At 71.8% G+C, this 24,465-nt stretch carries 18 protein-coding genes, 1 rRNA gene and 1 pseudogene; 15 read left to right on the forward strand and 5 right to left on the reverse strand.

Features of this window, described 5'->3' with window-relative positions:
• From rrf to ACFVXA_RS36150, 3 genes and pseudogenes are all read left to right on the forward strand, one after another.
• Positions 1-92, forward strand: a 5S ribosomal RNA gene (gene rrf / locus ACFVXA_RS36140); the annotation flags it as partial.
• Positions 93-216: 124 nt separating this feature from the next.
• A pseudogene (locus ACFVXA_RS36145) lies at positions 217-1,404 on the forward strand (hypothetical protein); the annotation flags it as partial.
• A 135-nt stretch (positions 1,405-1,539) separates the two neighbouring features.
• Entirely contained in the window at positions 1,540-2,424 is an 885-nt protein-coding gene (locus tag ACFVXA_RS36150) for a hypothetical protein (protein ID WP_390028347.1), read from the forward strand.
• A 64-nt stretch (positions 2,425-2,488) separates the two neighbouring features.
• Here ACFVXA_RS36150 and ACFVXA_RS36155 read toward each other — a convergent pair whose 3' ends face one another.
• Entirely contained in the window at positions 2,489-3,781 is a 1,293-nt protein-coding gene (locus ACFVXA_RS36155) for a DUF1015 domain-containing protein (protein WP_362034176.1), read from the reverse strand.
• Positions 3,782-3,853: 72 nt separating this feature from the next.
• On the opposite strand from ACFVXA_RS36155, the gene ACFVXA_RS36160 reads away from it, so the two are divergent.
• The 4 genes from ACFVXA_RS36160 (at position 3,854) to ACFVXA_RS36175 (ending at position 8,227) form a co-directional block, all read left to right on the forward strand.
• On the forward strand, positions 3,854-4,885 hold the full coding sequence (locus tag ACFVXA_RS36160; protein WP_383747217.1) for an HAD hydrolase-like protein: 1,032 nt from the start codon (positions 3,854-3,856) through the stop codon (positions 4,883-4,885).
• A 229-nt stretch (positions 4,886-5,114) separates the two neighbouring features.
• Positions 5,115-6,158 carry an iron chelate uptake ABC transporter family permease subunit gene (locus ACFVXA_RS36165; protein ID WP_362034181.1) on the forward strand — a complete coding sequence of 348 codons (1,044 nt, stop codon included), beginning with the start codon at positions 5,115-5,117 and terminating at the stop codon, positions 6,156-6,158.
• Between the two features lie 164 nt (positions 6,159-6,322).
• Positions 6,323-7,324, forward strand: coding sequence for a FecCD family ABC transporter permease (locus tag ACFVXA_RS36170; RefSeq protein WP_390028348.1), 1,002 nt, complete (start codon positions 6,323-6,325; stop codon positions 7,322-7,324).
• Positions 7,325-7,354: 30 nt separating this feature from the next.
• Positions 7,355-8,227: an ABC transporter ATP-binding protein gene (locus tag ACFVXA_RS36175; RefSeq protein ID WP_384025346.1), complete on the forward strand. Its 873-nt coding sequence runs from the start codon at positions 7,355-7,357 to the stop codon at positions 8,225-8,227.
• On the opposite strand, the gene ACFVXA_RS36180 is transcribed toward ACFVXA_RS36175, so the two are convergent.
• Positions 8,211-8,558 (reverse strand): SCP2 sterol-binding domain-containing protein, encoded by a 348-nt coding sequence (locus tag ACFVXA_RS36180; RefSeq protein WP_383747211.1) that lies wholly within the window; start codon positions 8,556-8,558, stop codon positions 8,211-8,213. The genes ACFVXA_RS36175 and ACFVXA_RS36180 overlap by 17 nt on opposite strands.
• A gap of 81 nt (positions 8,559-8,639) precedes the next feature.
• Between ACFVXA_RS36180 and ACFVXA_RS36185 the strand changes: the two genes are divergently transcribed.
• The 6 genes from ACFVXA_RS36185 (at position 8,640) to ACFVXA_RS36210 (ending at position 15,188) form a co-directional block, all read left to right on the forward strand.
• On the forward strand, positions 8,640-9,071 hold the full coding sequence (locus ACFVXA_RS36185; RefSeq protein ID WP_389472284.1) for a hypothetical protein: 432 nt from the start codon (positions 8,640-8,642) through the stop codon (positions 9,069-9,071).
• Between the two features lie 7 nt (positions 9,072-9,078).
• Entirely contained in the window at positions 9,079-9,894 is an 816-nt protein-coding gene (locus ACFVXA_RS36190) for a TlyA family RNA methyltransferase (protein WP_362034194.1), read from the forward strand.
• Positions 9,891-10,796: an NAD kinase gene (locus tag ACFVXA_RS36195; RefSeq protein ID WP_362034198.1), complete on the forward strand. Its 906-nt coding sequence runs from the start codon at positions 9,891-9,893 to the stop codon at positions 10,794-10,796. Before ACFVXA_RS36190 ends, ACFVXA_RS36195 begins: the two co-directional genes overlap by 4 nt.
• A gap of 136 nt (positions 10,797-10,932) precedes the next feature.
• Entirely contained in the window at positions 10,933-12,663 is a 1,731-nt protein-coding gene (gene recN / locus ACFVXA_RS36200; protein WP_362034201.1) for a DNA repair protein RecN, read from the forward strand.
• Positions 12,664-12,963: 300 nt separating this feature from the next.
• Positions 12,964-13,743: a hypothetical protein gene (locus ACFVXA_RS36205; RefSeq protein ID WP_390028336.1), complete on the forward strand. Its 780-nt coding sequence runs from the start codon at positions 12,964-12,966 to the stop codon at positions 13,741-13,743.
• A gap of 311 nt (positions 13,744-14,054) precedes the next feature.
• Positions 14,055-15,188 (forward strand): glycosyltransferase family 4 protein, encoded by a 1,134-nt coding sequence (locus tag ACFVXA_RS36210; protein WP_383910937.1) that lies wholly within the window; start codon positions 14,055-14,057, stop codon positions 15,186-15,188.
• A 23-nt stretch (positions 15,189-15,211) separates the two neighbouring features.
• On the opposite strand, the gene ACFVXA_RS36215 is transcribed toward ACFVXA_RS36210, so the two are convergent.
• On the reverse strand, positions 15,212-16,852 hold the full coding sequence (locus ACFVXA_RS36215; RefSeq protein ID WP_362030902.1) for a PucR family transcriptional regulator: 1,641 nt from the start codon (positions 16,850-16,852) through the stop codon (positions 15,212-15,214).
• A gap of 333 nt (positions 16,853-17,185) precedes the next feature.
• Here ACFVXA_RS36215 and ACFVXA_RS36220 point away from each other — a divergent pair, with 333 nt between their 5' ends.
• Positions 17,186-18,619 carry an APC family permease gene (locus ACFVXA_RS36220; protein WP_390028350.1) on the forward strand — a complete coding sequence of 478 codons (1,434 nt, stop codon included), beginning with the start codon at positions 17,186-17,188 and terminating at the stop codon, positions 18,617-18,619.
• Between the two features lie 27 nt (positions 18,620-18,646).
• Here ACFVXA_RS36220 and ACFVXA_RS36225 read toward each other — a convergent pair whose 3' ends face one another.
• Together ACFVXA_RS36225 and ACFVXA_RS36230 are read right to left on the reverse strand one after the other, a co-directional pair.
• On the reverse strand, positions 18,647-20,029 hold the full coding sequence (locus ACFVXA_RS36225) for an FAD-binding protein (protein WP_390028337.1): 1,383 nt from the start codon (positions 20,027-20,029) through the stop codon (positions 18,647-18,649).
• 367 nt (positions 20,030-20,396) lie between these two features.
• On the reverse strand, positions 20,397-22,205 hold the full coding sequence (locus tag ACFVXA_RS36230; protein ID WP_362030914.1) for a glycoside hydrolase family 15 protein: 1,809 nt from the start codon (positions 22,203-22,205) through the stop codon (positions 20,397-20,399).
• 497 nt (positions 22,206-22,702) lie between these two features.
• On the opposite strand from ACFVXA_RS36230, the gene ACFVXA_RS36235 reads away from it, so the two are divergent.
• Positions 22,703-24,370, forward strand: coding sequence for a CTP synthase (locus ACFVXA_RS36235; protein ID WP_362030912.1), 1,668 nt, complete (start codon positions 22,703-22,705; stop codon positions 24,368-24,370).
• The last annotated feature ends 95 nt before the right edge of the window (positions 24,371-24,465 follow it).

Below are 24,465 nucleotides of genomic sequence, written 5' to 3' on the forward strand. Positions count from 1 at the left end.
CGCCCGGTTACATTCCGAACCCGGAAGCTAAGCCTTACAGCGCCGATGGTACTGCAGGGGGGACCCTGTGGGAGAGTAGGACGCCGCCGAACAATCTTTGAGGACCTCTGGTCCCAGCGACTCGCTGGGGCCAGAGGTCCTTTTTTGTTTTTCCGAAGCGCGCCGGGTACCCGGCTGCGCGAGAATGACTTGCGGTACCGAAGACAGGAGTCACCCATGTCCACCAACTCTCCCGACGATCGACCGGAGCGCGACCAGCGGCGCCGGGACAGTGGTGACCGCGGCGGCTACCGCGGGGGCCCGCGCCGGGACAACGACCGGGGCGGATCCGATCGTGGCGGCTACGCCGGCCGACGCGACGACCGCCGTGACGGTGACCGCAGTGGTGACCGTGGCGGTGACCGAGGTGGTTTCCGTCGTGACGACAGCCGACGTGATGACAGCCGCGGCGGTGGTTTCCGTGGCCGTGACGACCGGCGCGAGGGCGATCGCGGCAGCCGGCCGCCGTTCCGACGCGATGAACGCCCCAGTGGGCCGCGTCGTGACGACGGGCCGCGTCGCGACGACCGTGACCGGGGTGGCTTCCGCCGGGACGGCGACCGTCCCGCCTTCCGCCGCGACGACCGTGGCGATCGTCGAAGCGATGACCGTGGTGGTTTCCGTCGTGACGATCGTCGTGACAGCGGCGACCGGAGTGGCGATCGCGGTGGCTTCCGTCGGGACGACAACCGGGGTGCCGGCGGTTTTCGCCGGGACGACCGCCGTGATGACCGCCGTGACGATCGTCGGGGCGATGACCGTGGTGGTTTCCGTCGCGATGACCGTCGTGACAGCGGTGACCGGGGCGGTGACCGCGGTACCGGCGGCGGGTTCCGTCGCGACGACCGCAGCGACTTCCGCCGTGATGACCGCCGTGACGACCGGCGTGATGACCGCCGAGGCGATGACCGTGGATTCCGCCGGGATGGGGACCGTCCGCCCTTCCGCCGTGACGATCGCCCCACGGGCGGCCCGCGTCGCGACGACGACCGTGGTGGTTTCCGCCGCGATGACCGTCGTGACAGCGGTGACCGGGGCGGCGACCGCGGTGCCGGCGGCGGGTTCCGTCGCAACGACCGCAGCGACTTCCGCCGTGATGACCGCCGTGATGACCGGCGTGACGATCGTCGGGGCGATGACCGTGGTGGTTTCCGTCGTGACGATCGTCGTGACAGCGGCGACCGGGGCGGCGACCGCGGTACCGGCGGCGGGTTCCGTCGCGACGACCGCAGCGACTTCCGTCGCGATGACCGACCTGCCCCCCGTCGCGATGACCGTCCGGCCCCCCGCCGTGACGACCGGCGTGATGATCGCCGTGACGACAGTCGCGGTGGCGGTTTCCGCGGCCGCGACGACCGGGGACGCGGTGGTCCGCGCCGCGACGACCGGGGCGGACGCCCCGGCGGCTTCCGTGGCCGCGACGACCGTAGGGGCGACGACCGGCACGGTGGCGGGCGTTTCCGCGATGAGCGGGACCGCGACCGCGAGCCGATCAAGCGGCTGCCGATCCCGGACGACGTCACGGGCGAGGAGATCGACAAGGACGTACGGCAGGAGCTCCAGAGCCTGCCCAAGGGGCTTGCCGAGGATGTCTCCCGGAACCTGGTGATGGTCGCCCGGCTCATCGACGAGGACCCCGAGGGCGCGTACGCCTACTCGCGGATCGCGCTGCGTCTGGCGTCGCGGGTCGCCGCCGTACGTGAGGCGGCCGGGTTCGCCGCGTACGCGAACCAGAAGTACAGCGAGGCGCTCGCCGAGTTCCGGGCCGCGCGCCGGATGACCGGCGGCGTGGAGCTGTGGCCCGTCATGGCGGACTGCGAGCGCGGTCTGGGCCGGCCCGAGAAGGCGCTGGACATGGCCGGTGCGCCCGAGGTGCAGAAGCTGGACAAGGCCGGTCAGGTCGAGATGCGGCTCGTGGCAGCCGGTGCGCGGCGGGACATGGGGCAGCTGGATGCCGCCATCGTGACTCTCCAGAGCCCGGAGCTCGCTTCGAACTCCGTACAGCCCTGGACCGCGCGGCTGCGCTACGCGTACGCCGACGCCCTCCTCGCCGTCGGCCGTGAGGGCGAGGCACGGGAGTGGTTCGCGAAGGCCGTGGAGTCCGACAAGGACGGCAGCACGGACGCCTCCGACCGGCTTGCCGAGATGGACGGCGTCGAGTTCGTCGACGCGCTCGACGAGCACGGGGTCGAGCACGAGGTCGAGAACACGACCGACGGTCGCGGGGCGGATGCCGCCGAGGCCTCCAAGGCCGCCCCGGCACCGGTCGACGACTATGAGGACGAGGACGAGGACGAGGACGAGGACGACGACGACGAGGTCGAGGACGACTTCGACGACGACCCCGACGACAAGGGTGACTCCGAGGACAGCCCCCGGACCTGACGTCACTCAGGCGTAGAAGCACGCGGAAGGGCGGGACCCCGGTGGGGTTCCGCCCTTCCGCGTTTCAGAGCGCGAGTGCCCGCAGTACCAGACCCGACGCCGGCTTCGGGCCGAACGACGTCGACTTGCGGGGCATCGTGACGCCCTGGCGGGCGAGGTCGCGTACGACCTCCTCGCGGACCGGGTGCATCAGGACGGCCGTACCGCCGTCGCGCTCCGCCTTCTCGACCGTGGCGGTCGTGTCGTGGATGTACGCGATGTGCTCGGGCGAGTCCTCCGGGATGCCCCAGACGTGGTCGAGGAGCGTCGCGTGCAGGACCGTCGCGTCCAGGGTGCGCCAGGCCTCGGGATGGCCGGCCGGGATCGTACGGGCCAGGACGTGCGGGTCCGGGCGGTCGACCAGGTGGAACGCGCCGTCGCCGGCAAGGAGGAAGGCGTTTCCGTCGGCGGCCGCTACGGAGAGGGCCTCCAATGCCTCCGAAAGAGGGACCTCGAGGCGTCGGACACGGAAGGAGTCCCCGAGGGCGGCCAGTGCGTCGGCGACCGGCAGGCGGTGCAGCAGGCGGTGGATCGCCCGGACCCGGAGCGGATAGCGCGCGGTGTCCACCAGCAGGACCAGACCGAAGTCCCAGGGGCTGGGGGACGGGTGCTCCGCGCGTAGACGCAGATACGTCGCCCAGCGGTGGTGGCCGTCGGCGATGAGTGCCTGGTGGTGCTGGAGATCTGCCTGGATCTCGGCCAGTTCGGCCGAATCGGTGACCGCCCACAGACGGTGGTTGAAGCCGTCCTCCGTAGTGGTCGACAACAGCGGCGGGCGCTCAGCGGTCCGCTCGATGACGGCGGCCGTACCGACCCGGGAACCGTTGCCGCGGTAGGTCAGCAGCAGGGGTTCGAGATTGGCGGAGGTGGCGCGCATCAGGGCCGCGCGGTCGGCGATGACGTGCGGCATCACGTCCTCGTGGGGGAGGACGACGCAGTCCGCCGGCTCCGAGAGGCGCAGGGCGCCGATGATGCCGCGTTGCAGCAGGTCGCCGTCGCGCTGCTCGTAGACGTACAGACCGGGCTCGGGGTCGGTCGTCAGGACGCCTTCCGACAGCCAGCGGCGCAGGGTGTCGGCCGCCTGCCGGTTGCGGGCGGTGGGAGTGCCGTCCTGGGGCAGGATCAACCGGACGATGTTGTGCGGGTCGGCGGATTCGAGCTCGAGCAGGCCGTCCGGCCGAACGATGACGTCGTACGGCGGAGATGTCACGGCGGCCAGGCTGCCGACACGGTCGGGGTCGTAGCGCAGGCCCCGGAACGGGGTCAGTTCGAGGCCGCTGCGCGCCGGTGTCTCCTCCGCGGGACCTGCATAGTTCATTGAGGCATCGTAAGTGTGTCAGTGGCATGCGCGATGATCGGGGGAATGGGATCGAACGAGGAGCGATGTGTAATGAGCCAGACCGTCAGGACGCGTCCCGAGGGTAGTGGCCGGACCCTGAACGAGGCGTACGACACGGCGCTGCTCGATCTGGACGGTGTGGTGTACGCGGGCGGGAGCGCCATCGCGCACGCCGTGGAGTCCCTCGGCACCGCCCGGTCGGGCGGGATGCACCTCGCGTATGTCACGAACAACGCGCTGCGGACACCGGACGCGGTGGCCGAGCACCTCACGGAGCTGGGCATACCGGCACAGGCGTCGGACGTCATCACCTCGGCGCAGGCCGTGGCCCGGCTCATCAGCGAGCAGGTGCCCGCCGGCGCGCGTGTGCTGGTCGTCGGTGGTGAGGGGCTGCGGGTCGCGCTGCGCGAGCGCGGGCTCGAGCCCGTGGAGTCGGCGGACGACGATCCGGCGGCGGTCGTGCAGGGGTACGGCGGTCCCGATCTCCGCTGGTCGCGCTTCGCGGAGGCGTGCTACGCGATCGCACGCGGGGTGCCGTGGTTCGCTTCCAACACCGACCTGACGATCCCGAGCGGGCGCGGGATCGCGCCGGGCAACGGCGCGGCGGTGGAGGTCGTCCGGATCGCCACGGGCGCCGAGCCACAGGTGGCGGGCAAGCCGCTGCCCCCGATGCACCGGGAGACGATCCTGCGGACGGGCGCGAAGCGACCTCTGGTGGTCGGCGACCGGTTGGACACGGACATCGAGGGCGCGTTCAACGGCGAGGTGGACTCGCTGCTCGTGCTCACCGGCGTGACGGACGGTCCGCAGCTCCTGGCCGCCCCGCCGCAGCACCGGCCGACATTCGTGGACGCGGATCTGCGCGGTCTGCTCACCGGGCAGCCGGATGTCGTCGAGGCGGGCGACGGGTTCCGCTGCGGCGGCTGGACGGCGACGCCGAGAGCCTGGGGGAGGCTTGAGCTGGAGGGCGACGGCGAGGCTCTCGACGGGCTGCGGGCGCTGTGCGCGGCGGCGTGGACCGCGGCGGGCGAGGGCAGCTGTGAGCTGGACGGGGGGAAGGCGCTGGCGCGGCTGGGGCTTTGAGGGTAGTCGGCAGTCGGCAGTCGGCAGTCGGCGGTCGGCGGGCGTGTGGGCCTGTCAGCGGTGACGGTCAACAGGGGCAGGGGCAGGGGCAGGGGCGGGGGCAGGGGGAGGGGCAGGGGCCAGCGGGCCTGAGGGTCAGCGGGCTTGAGTGCCGGTCGGCCGCAGCGCTGGTAGGCCTGAGTAGTCACCCGGGATCGATGCGTGAGCGAGGGTAGGCTAACCTAACTGCGTGTTGGTCGACAGTCCCCCCGAACAGCGCGCGGAGACCGCCCCCGCGCCCCCAACCCGCCGGGCGATACGTGCCTTTGGGCTCCTCGCGTCCGCAGGCGTCCTGGTCCTCGTCGCACTGGCGAGCATCGCGGTCGGTGCGAAAGCGCTGCCGCTGGACCAGGTCTGGCACGGCCTGTTCCACGACACGGGGACATACGCCGACGTCGTGGTCGGCGACCGGATCTCGCGCACCGTCCTCGGGCTGCTGGTCGGCGCCGCGCTCGGGCTCTCCGGTGCCGTCCTCCAGGCGCTCACCCGCAATCCGCTGGCCGACCCCGGGCTGCTCGGGATCAACGCGGGCGCGTCCGCCGCGGTCGTCACCGCCATCACGTATTTCGGCGTCACGAGTCTGAGCGGCTATGTGTGGTTCGCGTTCCTCGGCGCGGCCGCGGTCGGGGCGCTGGTGTGGTTCCTGGGCGGCAGCCGGGGGGCGACCCCGGTCCGGCTCGCGCTCGCGGGCACCGCGATCAGCGCCGCGCTGTACGGCTATCTCCAGGCCGTGATGATCACGGATGACGCGGCGCTCGGAAAGATGCGCTTCTGGACGGTCGGTTCGCTGGCCTCCGCCACCGACACGACCATCAAGCAGGTGCTGCCGTTCCTGGTGGTCGGCACGGTCGTCGCGCTGGCCCTCGCCCGGCCGCTGAACGCCATGGCCATGGGAGACGACACCGCCCGCGCGCTCGGCGCCGACCTGAACCGGACCCGCGCGCTGTCCATGGCCGCCGCAACCGTGCTGTGCGGCGCCGCGACGGCCGCCTGCGGGCCGATCGTGTTCGTCGGGCTGATGGTTCCGCACGTCGTGCGGTCCTTCACCGGGCCCGACCTGCGCTGGATCCTGCCGTACGCCACCGTGCTCTCGCCGGTGCTGCTCCTCGGCGCCGATGTGGTCGGCCGGCTGGTCGCGCGGCCCGCGGAGCTTCAGGTCGGCATCGTCACCGCGGTCCTCGGCGGCCCGGTCTTCATCTTTCTCGTACGACGGCGGAGGACGGCGCAGCTGTGACGACCACACCGACCACACCGGACACTCCAGCCACATCAGACGCCTCAGCCACATCCGACGCCTCAGCCACACCGGACACCTCAGCCTCACCGGCCGTACAGACCACGCCGGCCACGCCGGCCACGCCGGCCACACGTCCCCGTGCCCTTCGGACGCCCGGCGGACTGTCGGTCCGGCTCGAGGCCCGGGCGTTCACGGTCGTCGTACTGCTGCTGGTGGCGGCGCTCGCCGCGAGTGTGGTGCTCATCGGCACGGGCGACTTCCCGATCCCGGCCGTCGACGTCCTCAAGACGCTGGTCGGCCAGGGGGACGCGGGCCAGGAGTTCATCGTCGACGAGCTGCGGCTGCCGCGGGTGCTCGTCGGCCTTCTGGTGGGGGCCTCGCTCGGGCTCGGCGGGGCGCTGTTCCAGTCCATCTCCCGCAATCCGCTCGGCAGTCCGGACGTCCTCGGCCTCGGGCAGGGGTCGACCGCGGGCGCGCTCGTCATGATCGTGCTCTTCTCAGGGAGCGCCACCCAGGTCGCCCTCGGGGCGCTCGTCGGTGGACTGGTGACCGGACTCGCCATGTATCTGCTCGCCTGGAAGCAGGGCGTGCACGGCTATCGACTGGTTCTGGTCGGTATCGGCGTGTCGGCGATCGTCACGGCGGTCAACGGCTATCTGCTCACCAAGGCCGACATCGTCGACGCGGCCCGCGCGGTCGTCTGGATGACCGGCTCGCTCAACGGCCGTGACTGGGCGCAGGTCTGGCCGCTGCTCATCATGTGCGCCGTCATCGTGCCGCTCGTCCTGGGCAACGCCCGGGGGCTGCGCATGATGGAGATGGGCGACGACGTCTCGTACGCCCTGGGCGTGCGCGTCGAGCGCGTACGACTGCTGCTGATGCTGTCCGCCGTACTGCTGACCGCGGGCGCCACCGCCGCCGCGGGGCCGGTCGGCTTCGTGGCGCTCACCGCGCCGCAGCTCGCCCGGCGGCTGACCCGCTCGCCCGGGCCGAACCTGATGGCGTCGATGTGCATGGGCGCGACCCTGCTGATCGTCGCGGACTGGGCCTCGCAGCGGGCCTTCGGGGCCGACCAGCTGCCCGTCGGCGTCGTGACCGGTGTCCTGGGCGGGGTCTATCTGCTGTGGCTCCTTGTCACCGAGCGCAAGGCGGGCCGGATTTGAACCCGACAAGGCCGACGGATTCGACCACCGATTCGACCACCGCCAGGCAGGCCGGAAGTGAACACCAAGAGGAGTGCTACGACTGTGAACCGCCTGTCCGCCGACAACGTCACCCTTGGCTACGACCAGCGCGTCATCGCGCGGAAGCTGTCGGTGGAGATCCCCGACAACTCCTTCACCGTGATCGTCGGCCCGAACGCCTGCGGCAAGTCCACGCTGCTGCGCGCCCTGTCGCGGATGCTGAAGCCGTCCGAGGGCCGGGTGCTGCTCGACGGGCAGGTCATCCAGTCCATGCCCGCGAAGAAGGTGGCCAGGACGCTGGGGCTGCTGCCGCAGTCGTCGATCGCGCCGGACGGGATCACGGTCGGCGACCTGGTCGGCCGGGGCCGCTACCCGCACCAGGGGCTGCTGCGCCAGTGGTCGACGGAGGACGAGCGGGTCGTGCAGGAGTCGATGGCCTCGACCGGGGTCGCCGAACTCGCCGATCGCTATGTCGACGAATTGTCGGGCGGCCAGCGGCAGCGCGTGTGGATCGCGATGGCCCTCGCCCAGCAGACGCCGCTGCTGCTCCTGGACGAGCCGACGACCTATCTGGACATCCAGCACCAGATCGACGTGCTCGACCTGTGCGCCGAGCTCCACGAGGAGCAGGGGCGCACGCTGGTCGCCGTATTGCACGACCTCAACCACGCGGCCCGGTACGCCACCCACCTGATCGCATTGCGCGACGGCGAGGTCGTCGCCGAGGGCGCCCCGAACGACATCGTCACGGCCGAGCTGGTCGAGCGGGTCTTCGGGCTGCGCTGCCAGGTCATCGACGACCCGGAGACGGGGACGCCGCTGGTGGTCCCGGCGGCGCGCAAGGCGCGTGCGGTCGCGGCAGCGGCTACAGGAGACTCCTGAGGCGGAACAGGTCGCGCAGGCCCGCCTCCAGCTTCACCCGGCCCGAGCCCCAGGCCTTTGCGAAGTTCAGCTCGCCGTTCACCATCGAGACCAGGTCGTCGCCGTTCATGGTGAGCCGGATCGCGGCCTTCTCGCGGGGCGGGCCCTGGAGCGTGTCGAGCACCTCGATCCGGCCGTCCTTGAGACGGCCCACGAAGGTGACGTCCAGGTCGGTGATACGGCAGCTCAGCGAGCGGTCCAGGGCCGCAGCGCTGCGTACGTCCCCTTCGGCGCCCGCCAGGTTGTCCGAGAGCTTGTCGAGTGCGGTGCGGCACTCCTCAATCGTCGCCATCGTGATCGACGGTACCCCAGCGCTTCGCGGTAGCGTCGGGGCATGAGCGACTCATGGCCCAAGAGTGAGGTCCGGCGGGATGTGAGGGGACCGGAGGACCGGTTCGCCTCCGAGGCGGGCGCGGAACTCGCGGTCGGACCCGAGCCCGACGATGAGCCGGGCGAGTCGGGCGGGCCGGGCCGTGAGTCGGGCGGGCCGGGCGGTGAGTCGGGTGGCTCGGGCGGGCCGGGCGGTGAGTCGGGTGAGTCGGGCGGTGCGGCGGACGCGGGACTCGGCCTCGAACTCGCGTACGATCCCGCCGTTCCGGCGCCGCTGAACGTGGACCGCACCCCCACCGGCAACGCCGACGTCGACGCCCAGCTCGACCGGCTGGCCGACGCCGACCACCTCGCCACGGACGGACACGTCGAGGTGTACGAGGATGTACACCGGGGGCTGCGCGACGCGCTCACCGCGCTCGACGCCCGCCCGGGACCTCCGGCGCCCCCATCGACGTATGGCACGAGGAGCTGAACCGAACGTGGCAGGAGTGGCACGCCGCCGACTCGACGCCGAGCTGGTCCGCCGGAAGCTGGCACGCTCGCGCGAGCATGCCGGCCAGCTGATCGCCGCGGGGCGGGTCACCGTCGGCAAGACCCTCGCGACCAAGTCCGCCACACAGGTGGAGACGGCGGCCGCGATCGTGGTCACCCAGGACGACAGCGACCCCGACTACGTGTCGCGCGGCGGGCACAAGCTCGCGGGCGCCCTGGCCGCCTTCGTGCCGATGGGGCTGAAGGTCGAGGGCCGGCGCGCGCTGGACGCCGGAGCGTCCACCGGAGGCTTCACCGACGTACTGCTGCGCGCGGGCGTCGCCCATGTCGTCGCCGTCGACGTCGGCTACGGTCAACTCGCCTGGTCTCTTCAGAGCGATGAACGCGTCACCGTCAAGGACCGTACGAACGTACGCGAGTTGACGTTGGAGGCGATCGATGGAGAGCCCGTGGATCTTGTGGTCGGGGATCTGTCCTTCATCCCGCTCGGACTGGTGCTGCCCGCCCTCGTGCGGTGCGCGGCGCCGGATGCCGACCTGGTGATGATGGTGAAGCCGCAGTTCGAGGTGGGGAAGGAACGGCTGGGCAGCGGCGGTGTCGTCCGCAGCCCCGAACTGCGCGCCGAGGCCGTGCGCGCAGTGGCCGGGCGGGCCGGGGAACTGGGGCTCGGAGTGCAGGGTGTGACCGCAAGCCCGTTGCCCGGACCGTCGGGCAACGTCGAGTACTTTCTGTGGCTGCGTGCCGGGGCACCCGAACTCGACCCGGCCGACGTTGACCGTGCAGTGGCGGAGGGGCCGCGTTGACACAGACCCGAGCTCGTACTGTTTTCCTGCTGGCCCACACCGGGCGGCCGGCAGCCATCCGCAGCGCCGAGCTGGTCGTCCAGGGGCTGCTGCGCTCCGGGATCGGCGTACGGGTCCTGGAGGCGGAGGCGGCCGACCTGCCGCTGCCGGACGAGGTGGAGCTGGTCAAGGAGGCGACTGCGCAGTGCCTCGACGGCTGCGAGCTGCTGATCGTGCTCGGCGGTGACGGCACGCTGCTGCGCGGCGCCGAGTTCGCCCGTGCGTCCGGGGTGCCGATGCTCGGCGTCAACCTGGGCCGCGTCGGCTTCCTCGCGGAGGCCGAGCGCGACGACCTCGACAAGGTCGTCGACCGGGTCGTCACCAAGGCGTACGAGGTCGAGGAGCGGATGACCGTCGACGTCGTCGTGCACCAGAACGGCGACATCGTGCACACCGACTGGGCGCTGAACGAGGCGGCCGTGCAGAAGGTGTCCGCCGAGAAGCTGCTCGAGGTGGTCCTGGAGATCGACGGGCGGCCCGTGACCGGGTTCGGCTGCGACGGAATCGTCTGCGCGACCCCGACCGGGTCGACGGCGTACGCCTTCTCCGCGGGCGGCCCCGTGGTGTGGCCGGAGGTCGAGGCGCTGCTCATGGTGCCGATCAGCGCGCACGCGCTGTTCGCCAAGCCGTTGGTGACCTCGCCGGACTCCGTGCTCGCCGTGGAAGTGCTGCCGCACATTCCGCCGGGCGTGCTGTGGTGCGACGGGCGGCGGACGGTGGAGCTGCCGCCGGGGGCGCGGGTGGAGGTACGGCGGGGTGCGGTGCCGGTGCGGCTGGCGCGGCTGCACCACGCTTCCTTCACCGACCGGCTGGTGGCCAAGTTCGCGCTGCCGGTCTCGGGATGGCGCGGGGCGCCGCACTAGACGTACGAGGGCTTGTACGGCAGCCCACTCCCGCGGGTGACAACAGCCTCTTTGTGGGGCCTTGTCACCTGCGCCTTCACGGCAGCGGGGCAGGGCCCGTCGCACACCCGGGCCCGGACCTCGTAAGGTCGTGTCCGTGTTGGAGGAGATGCGGATACGGTCGCTCGGAGTCATCGACGACGCGGTCGTCGAGCTGTCGCCCGGCTTCACCGCCGTGACCGGTGAGACCGGTGCGGGCAAGACGATGGTGGTCACCAGCCTCGGGCTGCTGCTGGGTGGGCGCGCCGACCCGGCCCTCGTGCGGATCGGCGCCAAGAACGCCGTCGTGGAGGGGCGGATCACCGTCCCCACGGGCGGGACGGCCGTCGTACGGGCCGAGGAGGCCGGGGCCGAGCTCGACGACGGCGCGTTGCTGATCAGCCGTACCGTTTCGGCCGAGGGGCGCTCCCGGGCACACCTCGGCGGGCGTTCCGTGCCGGTGGGCGTACTCGCCGAGCTCGCCGACGAGCTCGTCGCCGTGCACGGCCAGACCGACCAGCAGGGACTGCTCAAACTGTCCCGGCAGCGGCAGGCCCTCGACCGGTACGCGGGCGACGCGGTCGCCGTGCCGCTCGCCAAGTACGCCGGCGCCTACCGAAGGCTGCGGGCGATCTCGACCGAGCTGGACGAGATCACCACGCGCGCGCGTGAGCGGGCCCAGGAAGCGGACATGCTGCGCTTCGGGCTCGACGAGATCGCGGGGGTCGAGCCCCGTGCGGGCGAGGACGAGGAGCTGGCCGCCGAAGCCGAGCGGCTGGGACACGCGGAGGCGCTGGCGTCCGCCGCCACGGCCGCGCACGCCGCGCTCGCGGGCAATCCGGAGGACCCCGAGGGCATCGACGCGGCGACGCTCGTCGCGGGCGCGCACCGGGCCCTGGAGGCCGTACGGTCCCACGACGCCGCGCTCGCCGGGCTGTCCGGCCGGATCGGCGAGATCGGGATCCTGCTGGGCGATGTGGCGGGGGAGCTCGCCGGGTACGCCGACGACCTCGACGCCGATCCCCTGCGGCTCGCCGCGGTCGAGGAGCGCCGGGCCGCGCTCACCCAGCTGACACGGAAGTACGGCGAGGATGTCAACGCGGTGCTGGCGTGGGCCGAGCAGGGGGCGGCGCGGCTCCTCGAACTCGACGGTGACGACGAGCGGATCGGCGAGCTGACCGCCGAACGGGACGCCCTGCGGGCCGAACTGGGCGGGCTGGCACAGGCGTTGACCGACGCCCGTACGGAGGCCGCCGAGCGGTTCGCCGCCGCCGTGACCGCCGAGCTGGCCTCGCTCGCCATGCCGCACGCGCGCGTGTCGTTCGAGCTCCGGCAGACCGACGACCCGGAGGGTGTGGAGGTCGGCGGGCGCACGGTCGCGTACGGGCCCGCGGGTGTCGACGAGGTCGAGCTGCTGCTCGCCCCGCATCCCGGGGCGCCGCCGCGGCCCATCGCCAAGGGGGCCTCGGGCGGTGAGCTGTCACGCGTGATGCTCGCGGTGGAGGTCGTCTTCGCCGGGACCGATCCTGTGCCGACGTACCTCTTCGACGAGGTGGACGCGGGTGTCGGCGGCAAGGCCGCGGTCGAGATCGGGCGGCGGCTGGCGCGGCTCGCGAAGACCGCGCAGGTCGTCGTCGTGACGCATCTGCCGCAGGTGGCCGCCTTCGCCGACCGGCAGTTGCTGGTGGAGAAGACGAACGACGGGTCGGTGACCCGGTCCGGGGTGAAGGTCCTCGAGGGCGAGGAGCGGATTCGGGAACTGTCCCGCATGCTCGCGGGACAGGAGGACTCGGAGACGGCTCGGGCCCATGCGGAGGAGTTGTTGGCGACGGCTCGGGCGGACGGGTAGCCGCCGGCGGGACGGGACTTCTCCGCCGCTCCGCGGCAGGGTTCCGCCCGCTCCGCGGGGTTGCCCTGTCACCGCTTCGCGGGGTTGCCCTGTCACCGCTCCGCGGTGGGGGTTTGCGCCCGCTCCGCGGTGGGGTTCTTCGATCGCGTTGCGGTGGGGCTTGACCGCTCCGCGGTGAGGCTTTGACCGCTCCGCGGTCTGGTCTCCGCCGCTCCGCGGCGGTTTCCCGCCCGCCCGCCCTTTTGGTCGCTCCGCGACCCCCGTATCCGGCCTGCTCCGCAGGCCCCTAGGGTGGAGCGCATGATCACGAGTTCGGGCCGGAGCGTTGTATTCGGCACCGCCGCCGCAGTCACCCGAGCGGGAATCGCCGCCCTGCGCTCCAAGGCGCCCGGCGGCCCAGCCCGTTGGGAGCGCAAGAACTACACCGGGCGCACCGTCGAGCTGTACGCGGGGCCCGCGGCGGCCGTGGGCGCGGCGCTCGGGGCCGCGCGGGTGCGGCCCGCCGCCGGGTTCGCGATCGCGGCCGCCGGTGCGTGCGGCGCGTACGACGACGTCGTGGGCGCGGGTGACTCTCGGCGTGGGTTCCGGGCGCACCTGGGCGCGCTGCGGGACGGTGAAGTGACCAGCGGGGCGGTCAAGTTGTTCGGGATCTCGGCGGCGGGGCTGGTCGCGGGGGCGATGCTCAAGGAGCGGCCGCTGGACAAGCTGCTCGCGGGCGTCGTGATCGCGGGGACCGCGCACTTCGTCAACCTCGTCGATGTGCGGCCCGGGCGGGCCGCCGGTGCCGTGCTCGCGCTGGGGGCGCCCGGGTTGCTGCGCGGCGGCCCCGCGGGTCGGCTGACCGCCGCGGCGATGGGCGCCGCCGCGGCCGTGCTCCCCGATGACCTCGGCGAGCGCGCGATGATCGGCGACACCGGAGCCCACGCCCTCGGCGCCGCTCTGGGTACCGCCATCGCCGTGGGCAACGGCCGCGCCGGACTCGTCGCCCACGCCGCGACGCTGGTGGCCGCGACGGCGTACGGGGACAAGGTCAGCGATATGGCACGCGCCTTGGGCCGACTGAGAGTGGCGTCGGCCTGAGACGACGCCGAAAGCACCCCGGCCGGGCCGTCAGCCGCGGCGGCCGGCGTGACGAGCGGGGGCGCGGCTGCGGGTGTGGCTGTGGGCGCGGCAATCCGGGCCCTCACCCCATCTCACTCATGTGAGTGACTGCGCCCGGCGAGTCGTCGCGATCGTCGCTCGGTGGCGGTGCCGGAACACCCGTGCGGCCTGGCATCCTTGGCGTAGTACGCGGAGCCCGCGGAGCACGACGTGCGGTGGACCCCCCTCCGCGCGATCCTTCTGTACGTTTCTTCGTGACCGTCCGACGCCGAACCAGGAGCCCCGGCCACGTGAGCCACGTGAGCAGCCACTCACCGCACGGCCAGTCGCCGCTGCGCACCGTGCAGGTGCTCGGCGGAGGAAGTGCGGGCAGCAGTGCGCATGTGCGGTCGTTGGCCTCGGGGCTCGTCGCCCGGGGCGTGCGCGTCACCGTGTGCGCCCCTGCCGAGGTCGATCACGCCTACGGGTTCAGTGGCGTGGGCGCGCAGCACGTTCCCGTGCCACGCGGCAGCGACCCCGCCTCCGTGGCCGCGCTGCGGGCAGCCTGCGCGGACGCCGACCTCGTGCACGCGCACGGGCTGCACGCGGCGCTCAGGGCGGCGCTCGCGCTGAGCGGGCGGCGCGTGCCGCTCGTCGTCACCTGGCACACGCGCTCGCACGCCGAGGGCGCGCGCGCCCATCTGCTGCGCCTCCTTGAGCGCCGGGTGGCCAAGGCCGCCGCCGTCGTGCTCGGCACCTCCTCCGATCTCGTGGACCGGGCGCGCAGCAGGGGCGCGCGCGACGCGCGGCTCGCCGCTGTCGCACTCCCCGCGCCCCGCACGGCGGTCGAGTACGAGGACCGGGACCGGCTGGGGCACAAGGCGCGGGCCGAACTCGGCGCCGCCGACCGCCCGTTGCTGATGGCGGTGGGCTCCCTGGAGCGGCACCGCGGCTACGACACCCTGCTGGACGCCGCGCGCGCGTGGCGTCGTCTGGATCCCGTGCCGCTCATCGTGATCGCAGGCGAGGGGCCGCTGCGTACGGTCCTTCAACGGCGCATCGAGGTCGAGGGGCTGCCGGTCCGGCTCGTCGGGCGGCGTGACGACGTCTCCGAACTGCTCGTGGCCGCCGATCTCGCGCTCCTGTCGAGCAGTTGGGAGTCGCGTTCCGTGCTCGCGCAGGAGGCCCTGCACGCGCGCGTTCCGCTCGTCGCGACCGCCGTCGGCGGCATCCCCGAACTCGTCGGCGACGCGGCCGAACTCGTCCCGTACGGAGACCCGGAGGCGCTCGCCGAAGCAGTCGCGCGCCTCCTCGGTGATCCCGCGCGCCGGGAGCTCCTCAAGGAGAAGGGCGTCCGACAGGCCGCCACCTGGCCGACCGAGGACGAGACAGTCGCCCAAGTGCTCAGCATCTACGACGAGTTGACGCAACCCAGACCCCTCTAGGCCCGCCCCTCCAGGCCAGGCCTCTAGGGCACGTGCCGGCGTGCCCGCAGCGCCAGGCTCAACGCCAGTACCGTCTGCGGGTCGTCCAGGTCCGTGCCCAGCAACTCGCCGATCCGGGCCAGGCGGTTGTAGAGGGTCTGCCGGTTGAGGTGCAGTTCGCGGGCCGTCTCCGCCTTACGGCCCGCGTGGGCCAGGTAGGTCTCCAGGGTGGGCAGGAGCGGTGGTTTGGAGCGGTTGTCGTGATCGCGGAGCGGGCCGATCGCCCGGTCCACGAAGGCCGCCAGGTCGGGGTGCTCGCGCAGCCGCCACAGGAGCAGGTCGATGTCCAGGCGGCGGGCGTCGTACCAGGGGCGGTCCGACAGGCCCTGCGCCGCCGTCGCCGTCTCCGCCGCGTGCCGCAGGCCCGCCGAGGCCGCCGCCCAGCCGCCCGCGACGCCGACCACCACCACCGGGGGCTGTGCCCCGGGCCGCTGCATCCCGGCGCGCTCCACGCCCGCCCGCAGCGCTGCCGCGACCCGGTCCGCCACGGCCGAGCGTTCGGACTCCGAGCGCAGGCCCAGGAGCAGGGGGACACGGCCCTCGACGGGACGTACGCCCAGCAGGACGGGCACCCCCACCGAGGCCAGTTCCTCCGCGACCGCGCGGGCCAGGACAGCCCAGCCGCCCCCGGGGGACAGGCCGTCGGCGAGCCGCATCACGACCGGCAGGAGCGGGCCGGCGCCGGGCTTGAAGCCGAGCACGCGGGCCTGCGCGGGCGCGTCCTCGGCCTCGATACGGCCCTCCGCGAGGTCGGTGAGGAAGTCGCCGCGACCGCGCGCCGCCAGCTCCTCCTCCTGGCGGGCCTGCATCAGGACGACGGCCAGGATGCCCGCGGCCCGCTCGGCGGCGATCCGGTGCACCGGGGCGATGGGGGAGCTGACGGGCAGCAGGACCAGCCGGGCCCGTACGGAGCCCGTTCCGGGGCCGCCGCCGGGGACGTCCACGAGGGTCGTCCCGGCGGGCGGATCCTCCTTGTGCTGGCCGCGCAGCCCCTCCCACACCTGGAGCGGATCGGCGCCCGCGGAACCGGCGCCGGCGGCGTACAGGAGCTGTCCGTCGGCCGTCTCGAGGAAGACGGGATTGCCGCTGAAGTCCGCGAGGATGCCGAGGACCTGGGGCACACCGCCGCCGCCGAGGAGCGCCTCGGTACATCGCCTGTGCACCTCCTCGGCCTGCTGGAGCAGTGCGTAGTGGCCGTTGACGATCTCGGTGTGGATCTCCTCCGTGACCGCCACGAAAGGCACTTCGCGGTGCAGCTGGACCAGCGGGAGGCCGGCCGAGCGGGCCGTGTCCACCAGCGCCGCGGGCAGCCGGGTGAAGCGGGGGCCGAGCTCCACGACGAGGGCGGCGATACCGCGTTCGGCCAGGGTGCGGACGAAGGCGCGCTGCTCGGCCGGGCGGGTGCCGAGTCCGTACCCCGTGGTCAGCAGCAGCTCGCCGCCCTTCAGCAGCGAGGCGATGTTCGGGACCTCGCCCGCGTGCACCCAGCGCACGGTGCGCTGCAGCCGGTCGGCTCCCGCGAGGATCTCCGGCAGCCCGCTGCGCAGCCCGGGCAGCTCAAGCGCCCGCTGCACGGTGATTCCGGCGCCCTGGGTGTCGTAACGGCTGTCCAAACGGCTGTCCATGCAGCGGACGCTACCCGTGGTCGCGTTCCGGGGACATCTCCGACCGGTCACGGGGGCCGACCCGGGCGGCATGCGCGCGACAATGCGTCGCCCCTGCGCCGAAATCGCGCGACCTCGTGTCTGTTGTGGCGTGCATCACTGGGCCGCCACACTGTCGCATCCGCCAGGAAACAGCGAATGATCTTCGGATTTCGTTGTATCGGAAGCTATGGAGGGTCGAAAGTGGCAGAGTCGGCAAGAGCAGAGGCGGCAAGGGCAGCGTCGGCAGAGACACCCGCGCGAGAGGTCAATCGACTCAAAGCGAATTCCGTGGGGCTGGTCGGCGTCGTGTTCATGGCGGTCGCCACCGCGGCGCCGATCACCGCGATGACCGGCAACCTCCCCATCGCGGTCGGCTTCGGCAACGGCACGGGAGCGCCCGCGGGCTATCTCTTCGCGACACTCGTCCTGACGGTCTTCTCGGTCGGATACGTCGCCATGGCCAAGCGGATCACGGCCGCGGGCGCCTTCTACGGCTACATCTCGCACGGTCTGGGCCGGATCGCCGGGATGGCCTCCGGCCTGCTCGCCGTGATGGCCTACATCGTCTTCGAGGCGTCCATCGTCGGCGTCTTCTCGTACTTCGCGAAGACCACGGTCCACGACCAGCTGGGCGTCGACCTTCCGTGGATCCTCTACGCGGCCGTCATGCTCGCCGTCACGGCCGTCCTGTCGTACTTCGACATCAACCTCACCGCGAAGGCGCTCGGCGTCATGCTGATCGCCGAGATCGCCGTGCTGTTCGCGGTGGCCACGGCGGTGCTCGTGCGGGGCGGCGGGCCGGACGGCATCCCCGTGGAGCCGATCAACCCGAAGAACGCCTTCACCGGTACGTCGGCCGGGCTCGGCCTCTTCTTCGCCTTCTGGTCGTGGGTGGGCTTCGAGTCGACGGCGATGTACGGCGAGGAGTCCCGCGACCCGAAGCGCGTCATCCCGCGCGCCACGCTGATCTCGGTCGTCGGCGTCGGGCTGTTCTACATCTACGTCTCCTGGATGACGATCGCCGGCAACGGTCTGAAGGGCTCGGTGAAGCTCTCCTCCGGCACGAGCCCCCTCGACCTGTTCTTCGACCCCGCGCACGCCTTCATCGGCGCCTGGGCGGTCAACGCCTTCCAGTGGCTGCTGATCACCGGCTCGTTCGCCTGCGGGATGGCCTTCCACCAGTGCGCGTCCCGCTACCTGTACGCGATCGGGCGTGAGGGCTTCCTGCACCCGGCCCTGGGCCGCACGCACGCGCGGCACGGCTCTCCGTACATCGCCTCGTTCGCGCAGTCCGTCATCGCCGTCACCCTGGTGGGCGCCTTCTGGCTGACCGGGCAGGACCCGTACGTCCACCTCTACACGCTGCTCGCGATCCTCGGCACGATGGCCATCCTCATCGTGCAGACGCTCTGCTCGTTCGCCGTCATCGGCTACTTCCGGAAGAACCACCCCGAGGACCGGCACTGGTTCCGCACGTTCACCGCGCCCCTGATCGGCGGGATCGGCATGATCGCGGTGGTCGTGCTGCTGATGCTGAACCTGGACACCGCGGCGGGCACGGCGGCGGACTCGCTGTTCTTCAAGGCCATCCCGTGGATCGTCGGTGCGGTCTTCTTCGGCGGCCTGGGGCTCGGCTTCCATCTCAAGGCCCGGCACCCGGAGCGCTACGACGTCATCGGCCGGATCGTCCTGGAGGACGCGGCCGAGCGTACGGACGACGCGGTCAAGGAACCAGCGCGGGCCTAAACCCTTACGTGGGCCTGATGTAAACCCTTACGTGGGCCTGATGTTGTGGTTGAACCGGAACACGTTGTCCGGGTCGTACACGGACTTCACCGCGGCCAGGCGCCGGAGGCTCTCGGCGCCGAGGCCGGCCACGATCCGGTCGCCGCCCTCGTCGCCGATGAAGCGGAGGTAGATCGCGCCGGTGCTCCAGGGACGGATCCCGGCGCGGACCTGCTGCACCCACGCGATACACCGCTCGTCGTCGGCCGGGTCCTCCCAGATGGCGCAGGGGTGCACACACCACGGCGCGTCCCGGTGGGGAACGGGGAACCGGGCCGGTCCCGACGCGATAGCGGCGCCCCGCGGGAACAGGACGTGCCGGGTTCTCGTGGGGACGGGCACGGCCTCCCCGAGGGCGCAGAAGGCAGCCACGAAGTCGTCCGGCGCGCCGGTCAGAAGCTCCGACGCCCGGTAGTTCCGCAGACCGGGCGGGTCGTCGAGCAGGCGCTGGAGGTCGACGTAGCGGATGGCGCCGAGGATCTCCGCCTCGTGCGGCAGCGCCAGCAGCGGCTGGGCGAGTTCGCGCAGGTCCTCCTCGCCGCCCAGATACGTGAGGAGGGCGACGCACAGCGGCTTGCCGACCATGTGCTCGGGCACGCACTCCGCGGGCGGACCCGTCGTATACATCAAGGCGCCGCTCACCTCCGGCGGGCCGCCGGCGATGATCTCGCGGTAGCGGCGGACCGCGTCGGGGCCGGTCTCCGGCCGGTACGTCAGCAGGGCGCTCGAGAGCGCGGGCAGCGGGTGGAGCTTCAGGGTGAGCGCGGTGGCGACGCCGAAGTTCCCGCCGCCGCCGTGCAGCGCCCAGAACAGCTCCGGGTTCTCCTGGTCGGTGGCCCGGACCGTGCCGGCATCGGCGGTCACCAACTCGACGCCGAGCAGATTGTCGACGGCCGGTCCGAACGACCGGTCGAGCCAGCCGTTCCCGCCGCCGAGCACGAAGCCGGCGACGCCGGTGGCGGAACTCCGGCCCCCGGTGGTGGCCAGGCCGTACGGCTGCGTCGCGCGGTCGAGGTGGCTCATGAGGGCGCCGCCCTCGACCCGCACTGTCTCGGCGCCCGTGTGCACGGTGACCTCGTGCATCCGGCGCAGATCGATGACCAGGCCGTTGTCGTTGAGGGACATGCCCGCCACGCCGTGCCCGCCGCCGCGCACCGCGATATGCAGGTCCAGGTCACGTCCGAACCGCACGGAACGGACGACATCGGCCGCGTTCGCGCACTGCGCGATCACCGCCGGGTGCCGGTCGATCATCGCGTTGAAGATCGTCCGGGCCTCGTCGTACCCCGGGTCGTCCGGGGCGAACACATCGCCGACCAGATCCGCGCGGAGCGCGGCGAGCGCCGTGGCCGCCTTCGAAAAGGGGGCCATCGCGGCCGCCCCCTTTCAGCGGGGGACAGAACTACGTCCAGGCTAGGCGGGCACGGCGGATCGGGCCTGTCCAGCGATCGTCCGCGGCAGCGGCGGCCGCCCGCGCCAGGCAGGCAAGTGCCGGGGCGGTGGCGGTACGTACCCGGCGGGGGCAGAGGTACGCCGGATCGGCGGCTGTGCGTACGCGTCGGTGACGTATGCCGGGCCGGTGGCGTCACGTACCCGGCGGTGGCGGACGTGTGCCGGGCCGGTGGTTCGTCCGCGGCGGTGGCGGACGTGTGCCGGGCCGGTGGTTCGTCCGCGGCGGCGCCAGACGTGTGCCGGGCCGGTGCTGTACATACGCGGCACCGGCACACATGCGGGCGGATCAGCCGCCGTACGCCCCCGACGCCGTCAGGCGCAGGGCCGTGTCGATCAGCGGCACGTGGCTGAACGCCTGCGGGAAGTTGCCCACTTGGCGCTGAAGACGCGGGTCCCACTCCTCGGCGAGCAGGCCCAGGTCGTTCCTGAGGGCCAGCAGCTTTTCGAAGAGCTTGCGGGCCTCGTCGACCCGGCCGATCATCGCCAGGTCGTCCGCCATCCAGAACGAGCAGGCGAGGAAGGCGCCTTCGTCTCCCTCCAGGCCGTCCACGCCCGCCTTCTCACCGGTGGTCGGGTAGCGCAGGATGAAGCCGTCCGAGGTGGACAGCTCGCGCTGGATCGCCTCGATCGTGCCGATCACGCGCTTGTCGTCCGGCGGCAGGAAACCCATCTGCGGGATGAGCAGCAGCGAGGCGTCCAGCTCCTTGGAGCCGTACGACTGCGTGAACGTGTTGCGCTCCTTGTCGTAGCCCTTCTCGCACACGTCCCGGTGGATGTCGTCGCGCAGTTCACGCCACTTCTCCAGCGGACCGTCCGCGTCACCGGACTCGATGAGCTTGATGGTGCGGTCGACGGCGACCCAGGCCATCACCTTGGAGTGCACGAAGTGGCGGCGCGGGCCGCGGACTTCCCAGATGCCCTCGTCCGGCTGGTCCCAGTGGTCCTCCAGGTAGCGGATCAGCTTCAACTGGAGCAGCGAGGCGTAGTCGTTGCGCGACAGACCTGTCATGTGGGCCAGGTGCAGGGCCTCGATGACCTCGCCGTACACATCCAGCTGGAGCTGGTGCGCGGCTCCGTTCCCGACCCGTACGGGCGCCGAATTCTCGTACCCGGGAAGCCAGTCGAGCTCCGCCTCGCCCAACTCCCGTTCGCCCGCGATGCCGTACATGATCTGGAGGTTCTCCGGGTCGCCGGCGACCGCGCGCAGCAGCCACTCGCGCCAGGCGCGGGCCTCCTCGCGGTAGCCGGTGCGCAGCAGCGAGGAGAGGGTGATCGCGGCGTCGCGCAGCCAGGTGTAGCGGTAGTCCCAGTTGCGTACGCCGCCGATCTCCTCCGGGAGCGAGGTCGTCGGGGCGGCCACGATGCCGCCCGTGGGCGCGTACGTCAGGGCCTTGAGCGTGATCAGCGAGCGGACGACGGCCTCGCGGTAGGGGCCGTGGTACGTGCACTGCTCGACCCATTCGCGCCAGAAGTCCTCGGTGGCCTCCAGCGACTGCTCCGGCTCGGGCAGCGCGGGCGGTTCCTTGTGTGAGGGTTCCCACGAGATGGTGAACGCGATCCGGTCACCGGGAGCCACCGTGAAGTCGGCGTACGTGGTCAGCGCCTTGCCGTAGGTCTCGCAGGCGGTGTCGAACCAGACCGAGTCGGGCCCGGCGACGGCGACCGTGCGCCCCTCGTGCCGGTGCACCCAGGGCACCACGCGGCCGTAGGAGAAACGCATGCGCAGCGCGGAGCGCATCGGCACCCGGCCCGTGACGCCCTCGACGATCCGGATCAGCTGCGGCGCGCCGTCACGCGGGGGCATGAAATCGGTCACGCGGACCGTGCCGCGCGGAGTGTCCCACTCGGATTCGAGGATCAGCGAGTCGCCGCGGTACCGGCGGCGCGCCGCCGTCGGCGGTTCGGCGTCGGCCGCGTGCGCGGGACCCAGCCGCCAGAATCCGTGTTCCTCCGTGCCGAGCAGTCCCGCGAAGATGGCATGGGAGTCGAAGCGGGGCAGGCACAGCCAGTCGACTGTGCCGTCCCGGCAGACCAGCGCAGCTGTCTGCATGTCTCCGATGAGTGCGTAGTCCTCGATGCGCCCGGCCACGTGCATCTCCAGTCGAACGGCCACGTCGCCCCCGGGGGGCGGTCGCTCTGCGGTCAAGGGAACGTTGGTAGTGCGAAACGTCAGTAGTGGGGAACGTTGGTATGAGTCGCTGCGAAACGTCAATTGTCGGTGCGATGGGCGGTGCGATTGTCGTTTCGAAACGAACTGACGAGCTCTCGTGGTTCCGGGGTACGGGCGGGGATGGTGCCGTGTGCCGGCCGGGCTCGGCAGCGAGTGTCCGAGCAGGATACGACGCACGTGGAAGATCCGCGTGCCGCTCCCGGCAACCTGGCTGGGCCGATCGAGTGAGTGCCGTGACGGGTGTGTGCCGAGGTGTGTGCGGAGCGTGGCCGGAAGCAGCCTCCTCCTGTCGCTGATACCCTGGTAGCCCGTGGACCGGTGGGCAAGAAACCCCCGAACCGCAGCGACGGCGCCTCCGGAGATCTCCGGACATGACGCCGGCACGCACCCCAGACCGCGACCACGGGAGCCCCCTCTTGGCCATGCCGCCCGCTGCTTTTCGAAACAGCACAGCCACGACGACCAAGCACATCTTCGTCACCGGGGGTGTCGCCTCCTCCCTCGGCAAGGGCCTGACCGCCTCCAGCCTGGGCGCGCTGCTCAAGGCGCGGGGCCTGCGGGTCACGATGCAGAAGCTCGACCCGTACCTGAACGTCGACCCGGGCACCATGAACCCGTTCCAGCACGGCGAGGTGTTCGTCACCAACGACGGCGCCGAGACCGACCTGGACATCGGTCACTACGAGCGCTTCCTCGACGTGGACCTGGACGGCTCGGCCAACGTCACCACCGGTCAGGTGTACTCGACGGTCATCGCCAAGGAGCGGCGCGGCGAGTACCTGGGCGACACCGTGCAGGTCATCCCGCACATCACCAACGAGATCAAGCACCGCATCCGGCGCATGGCCACCGACGACGTCGACGTCGTCATCACCGAGGTCGGCGGCACGGTCGGCGACATCGAGTCCCTGCCGTTCCTGGAGACCGTCCGCCAGGTCCGGCACGAGGTCGGCCGGGACAACGTGTTCGTCGTGCACATCTCGCTCCTCCCGTACATCGGCCCGTCCGGGGAGCTGAAGACGAAGCCGACGCAGCACTCGGTCGCGGCGCTGCGCAACATCGGTATCCAGCCGGACGCGATCGTGCTGCGCGCCGACCGCGAGGTGCCCACCGCCATCAAGCGCAAGATCTCGCTGATGTGCGACGTCGACGAGGCGGCCGTGGTCGCGGCCATCGACGCCAAGTCGATCTACGACATCCCGAAGGTCCTGCACACCGAGGGCCTCGACGCGTACGTCGTGCGCAAGCTGGACCTGCCCTTCCGCGACGTGGACTGGACGACCTGGGACGACCTGCTCGACCGCGTCCACAACCCGGTCCACGAGATCAACATGGCGCTCGTCGGCAAGTACATCGACCTGCCCGACGCCTACCTCTCGGTCACCGAGGCGCTCCGCGCGGGCGGTTTCGCCAACAAGGCCCGCGTGAAGATCAAGTGGGTCACCTCGGACGACTGCAAGACCCCGGCGGGCGCCGCAAAGCAGCTGGGCGACGTCGACGCGATCTGCATCCCCGGCGGCTTCGGCGACCGCGGTGTCTCCGGCAAGGTCGGCGCCATCCAGTACGCCCGCGAGAACAGGATCCCGCTGCTCGGCCTCTGTCTCGGCCTGCAGTGCATCGTGATCGAGGCCGCGCGCAACCTGGCCGACATCCCGGACGCCAACTCCACCGAGTTCGACTCCGCCACCGCCCACCCGGTCATCTCCACCATGGCCGAGCAGCTCGACATTGTGGCGGGCGAGGGCGACATGGGCGGCACGATGCGCCTGGGCATGTATCCGGCCAAGCTCGCCGACGGTTCGATCGTGCGCGAGGTGTACGACGGCAAGGAGTACGTCGAGGAGCGCCACCGCCACCGCTACGAGGTGAACAACGCCTACCGCGCCGAGCTGGAGAAGAACGCCGGTCTGCAGTTCTCCGGCACCTCCCCGGACGGCAAGCTCGTGGAGTACGTGGAGTACCCGCGCGAAGTCCACCCGTACCTGGTCGCGACCCAGGCGCACCCCGAGCTGCGCTCCCGCCCGACCCGCCCGCACCCGCTCTTCGCCGGCCTGGTCAAGGCCGCGGTGGAGCGCAAGACGGGCAAGTGACACAAGGGTTGTACGGTGGCCGGGGTGCGCGTCTTTCGAGGTGCGTGCCCCGGTTTCCGTTGCAGCCTCGCTGTGGCCGATTCCTTTCGGCCGTA

This window comes from Streptomyces sp. NPDC058246, assembly GCF_042881985.1.
Lineage (GTDB): Bacteria > Actinomycetota > Actinomycetes > Streptomycetales > Streptomycetaceae > Streptomyces.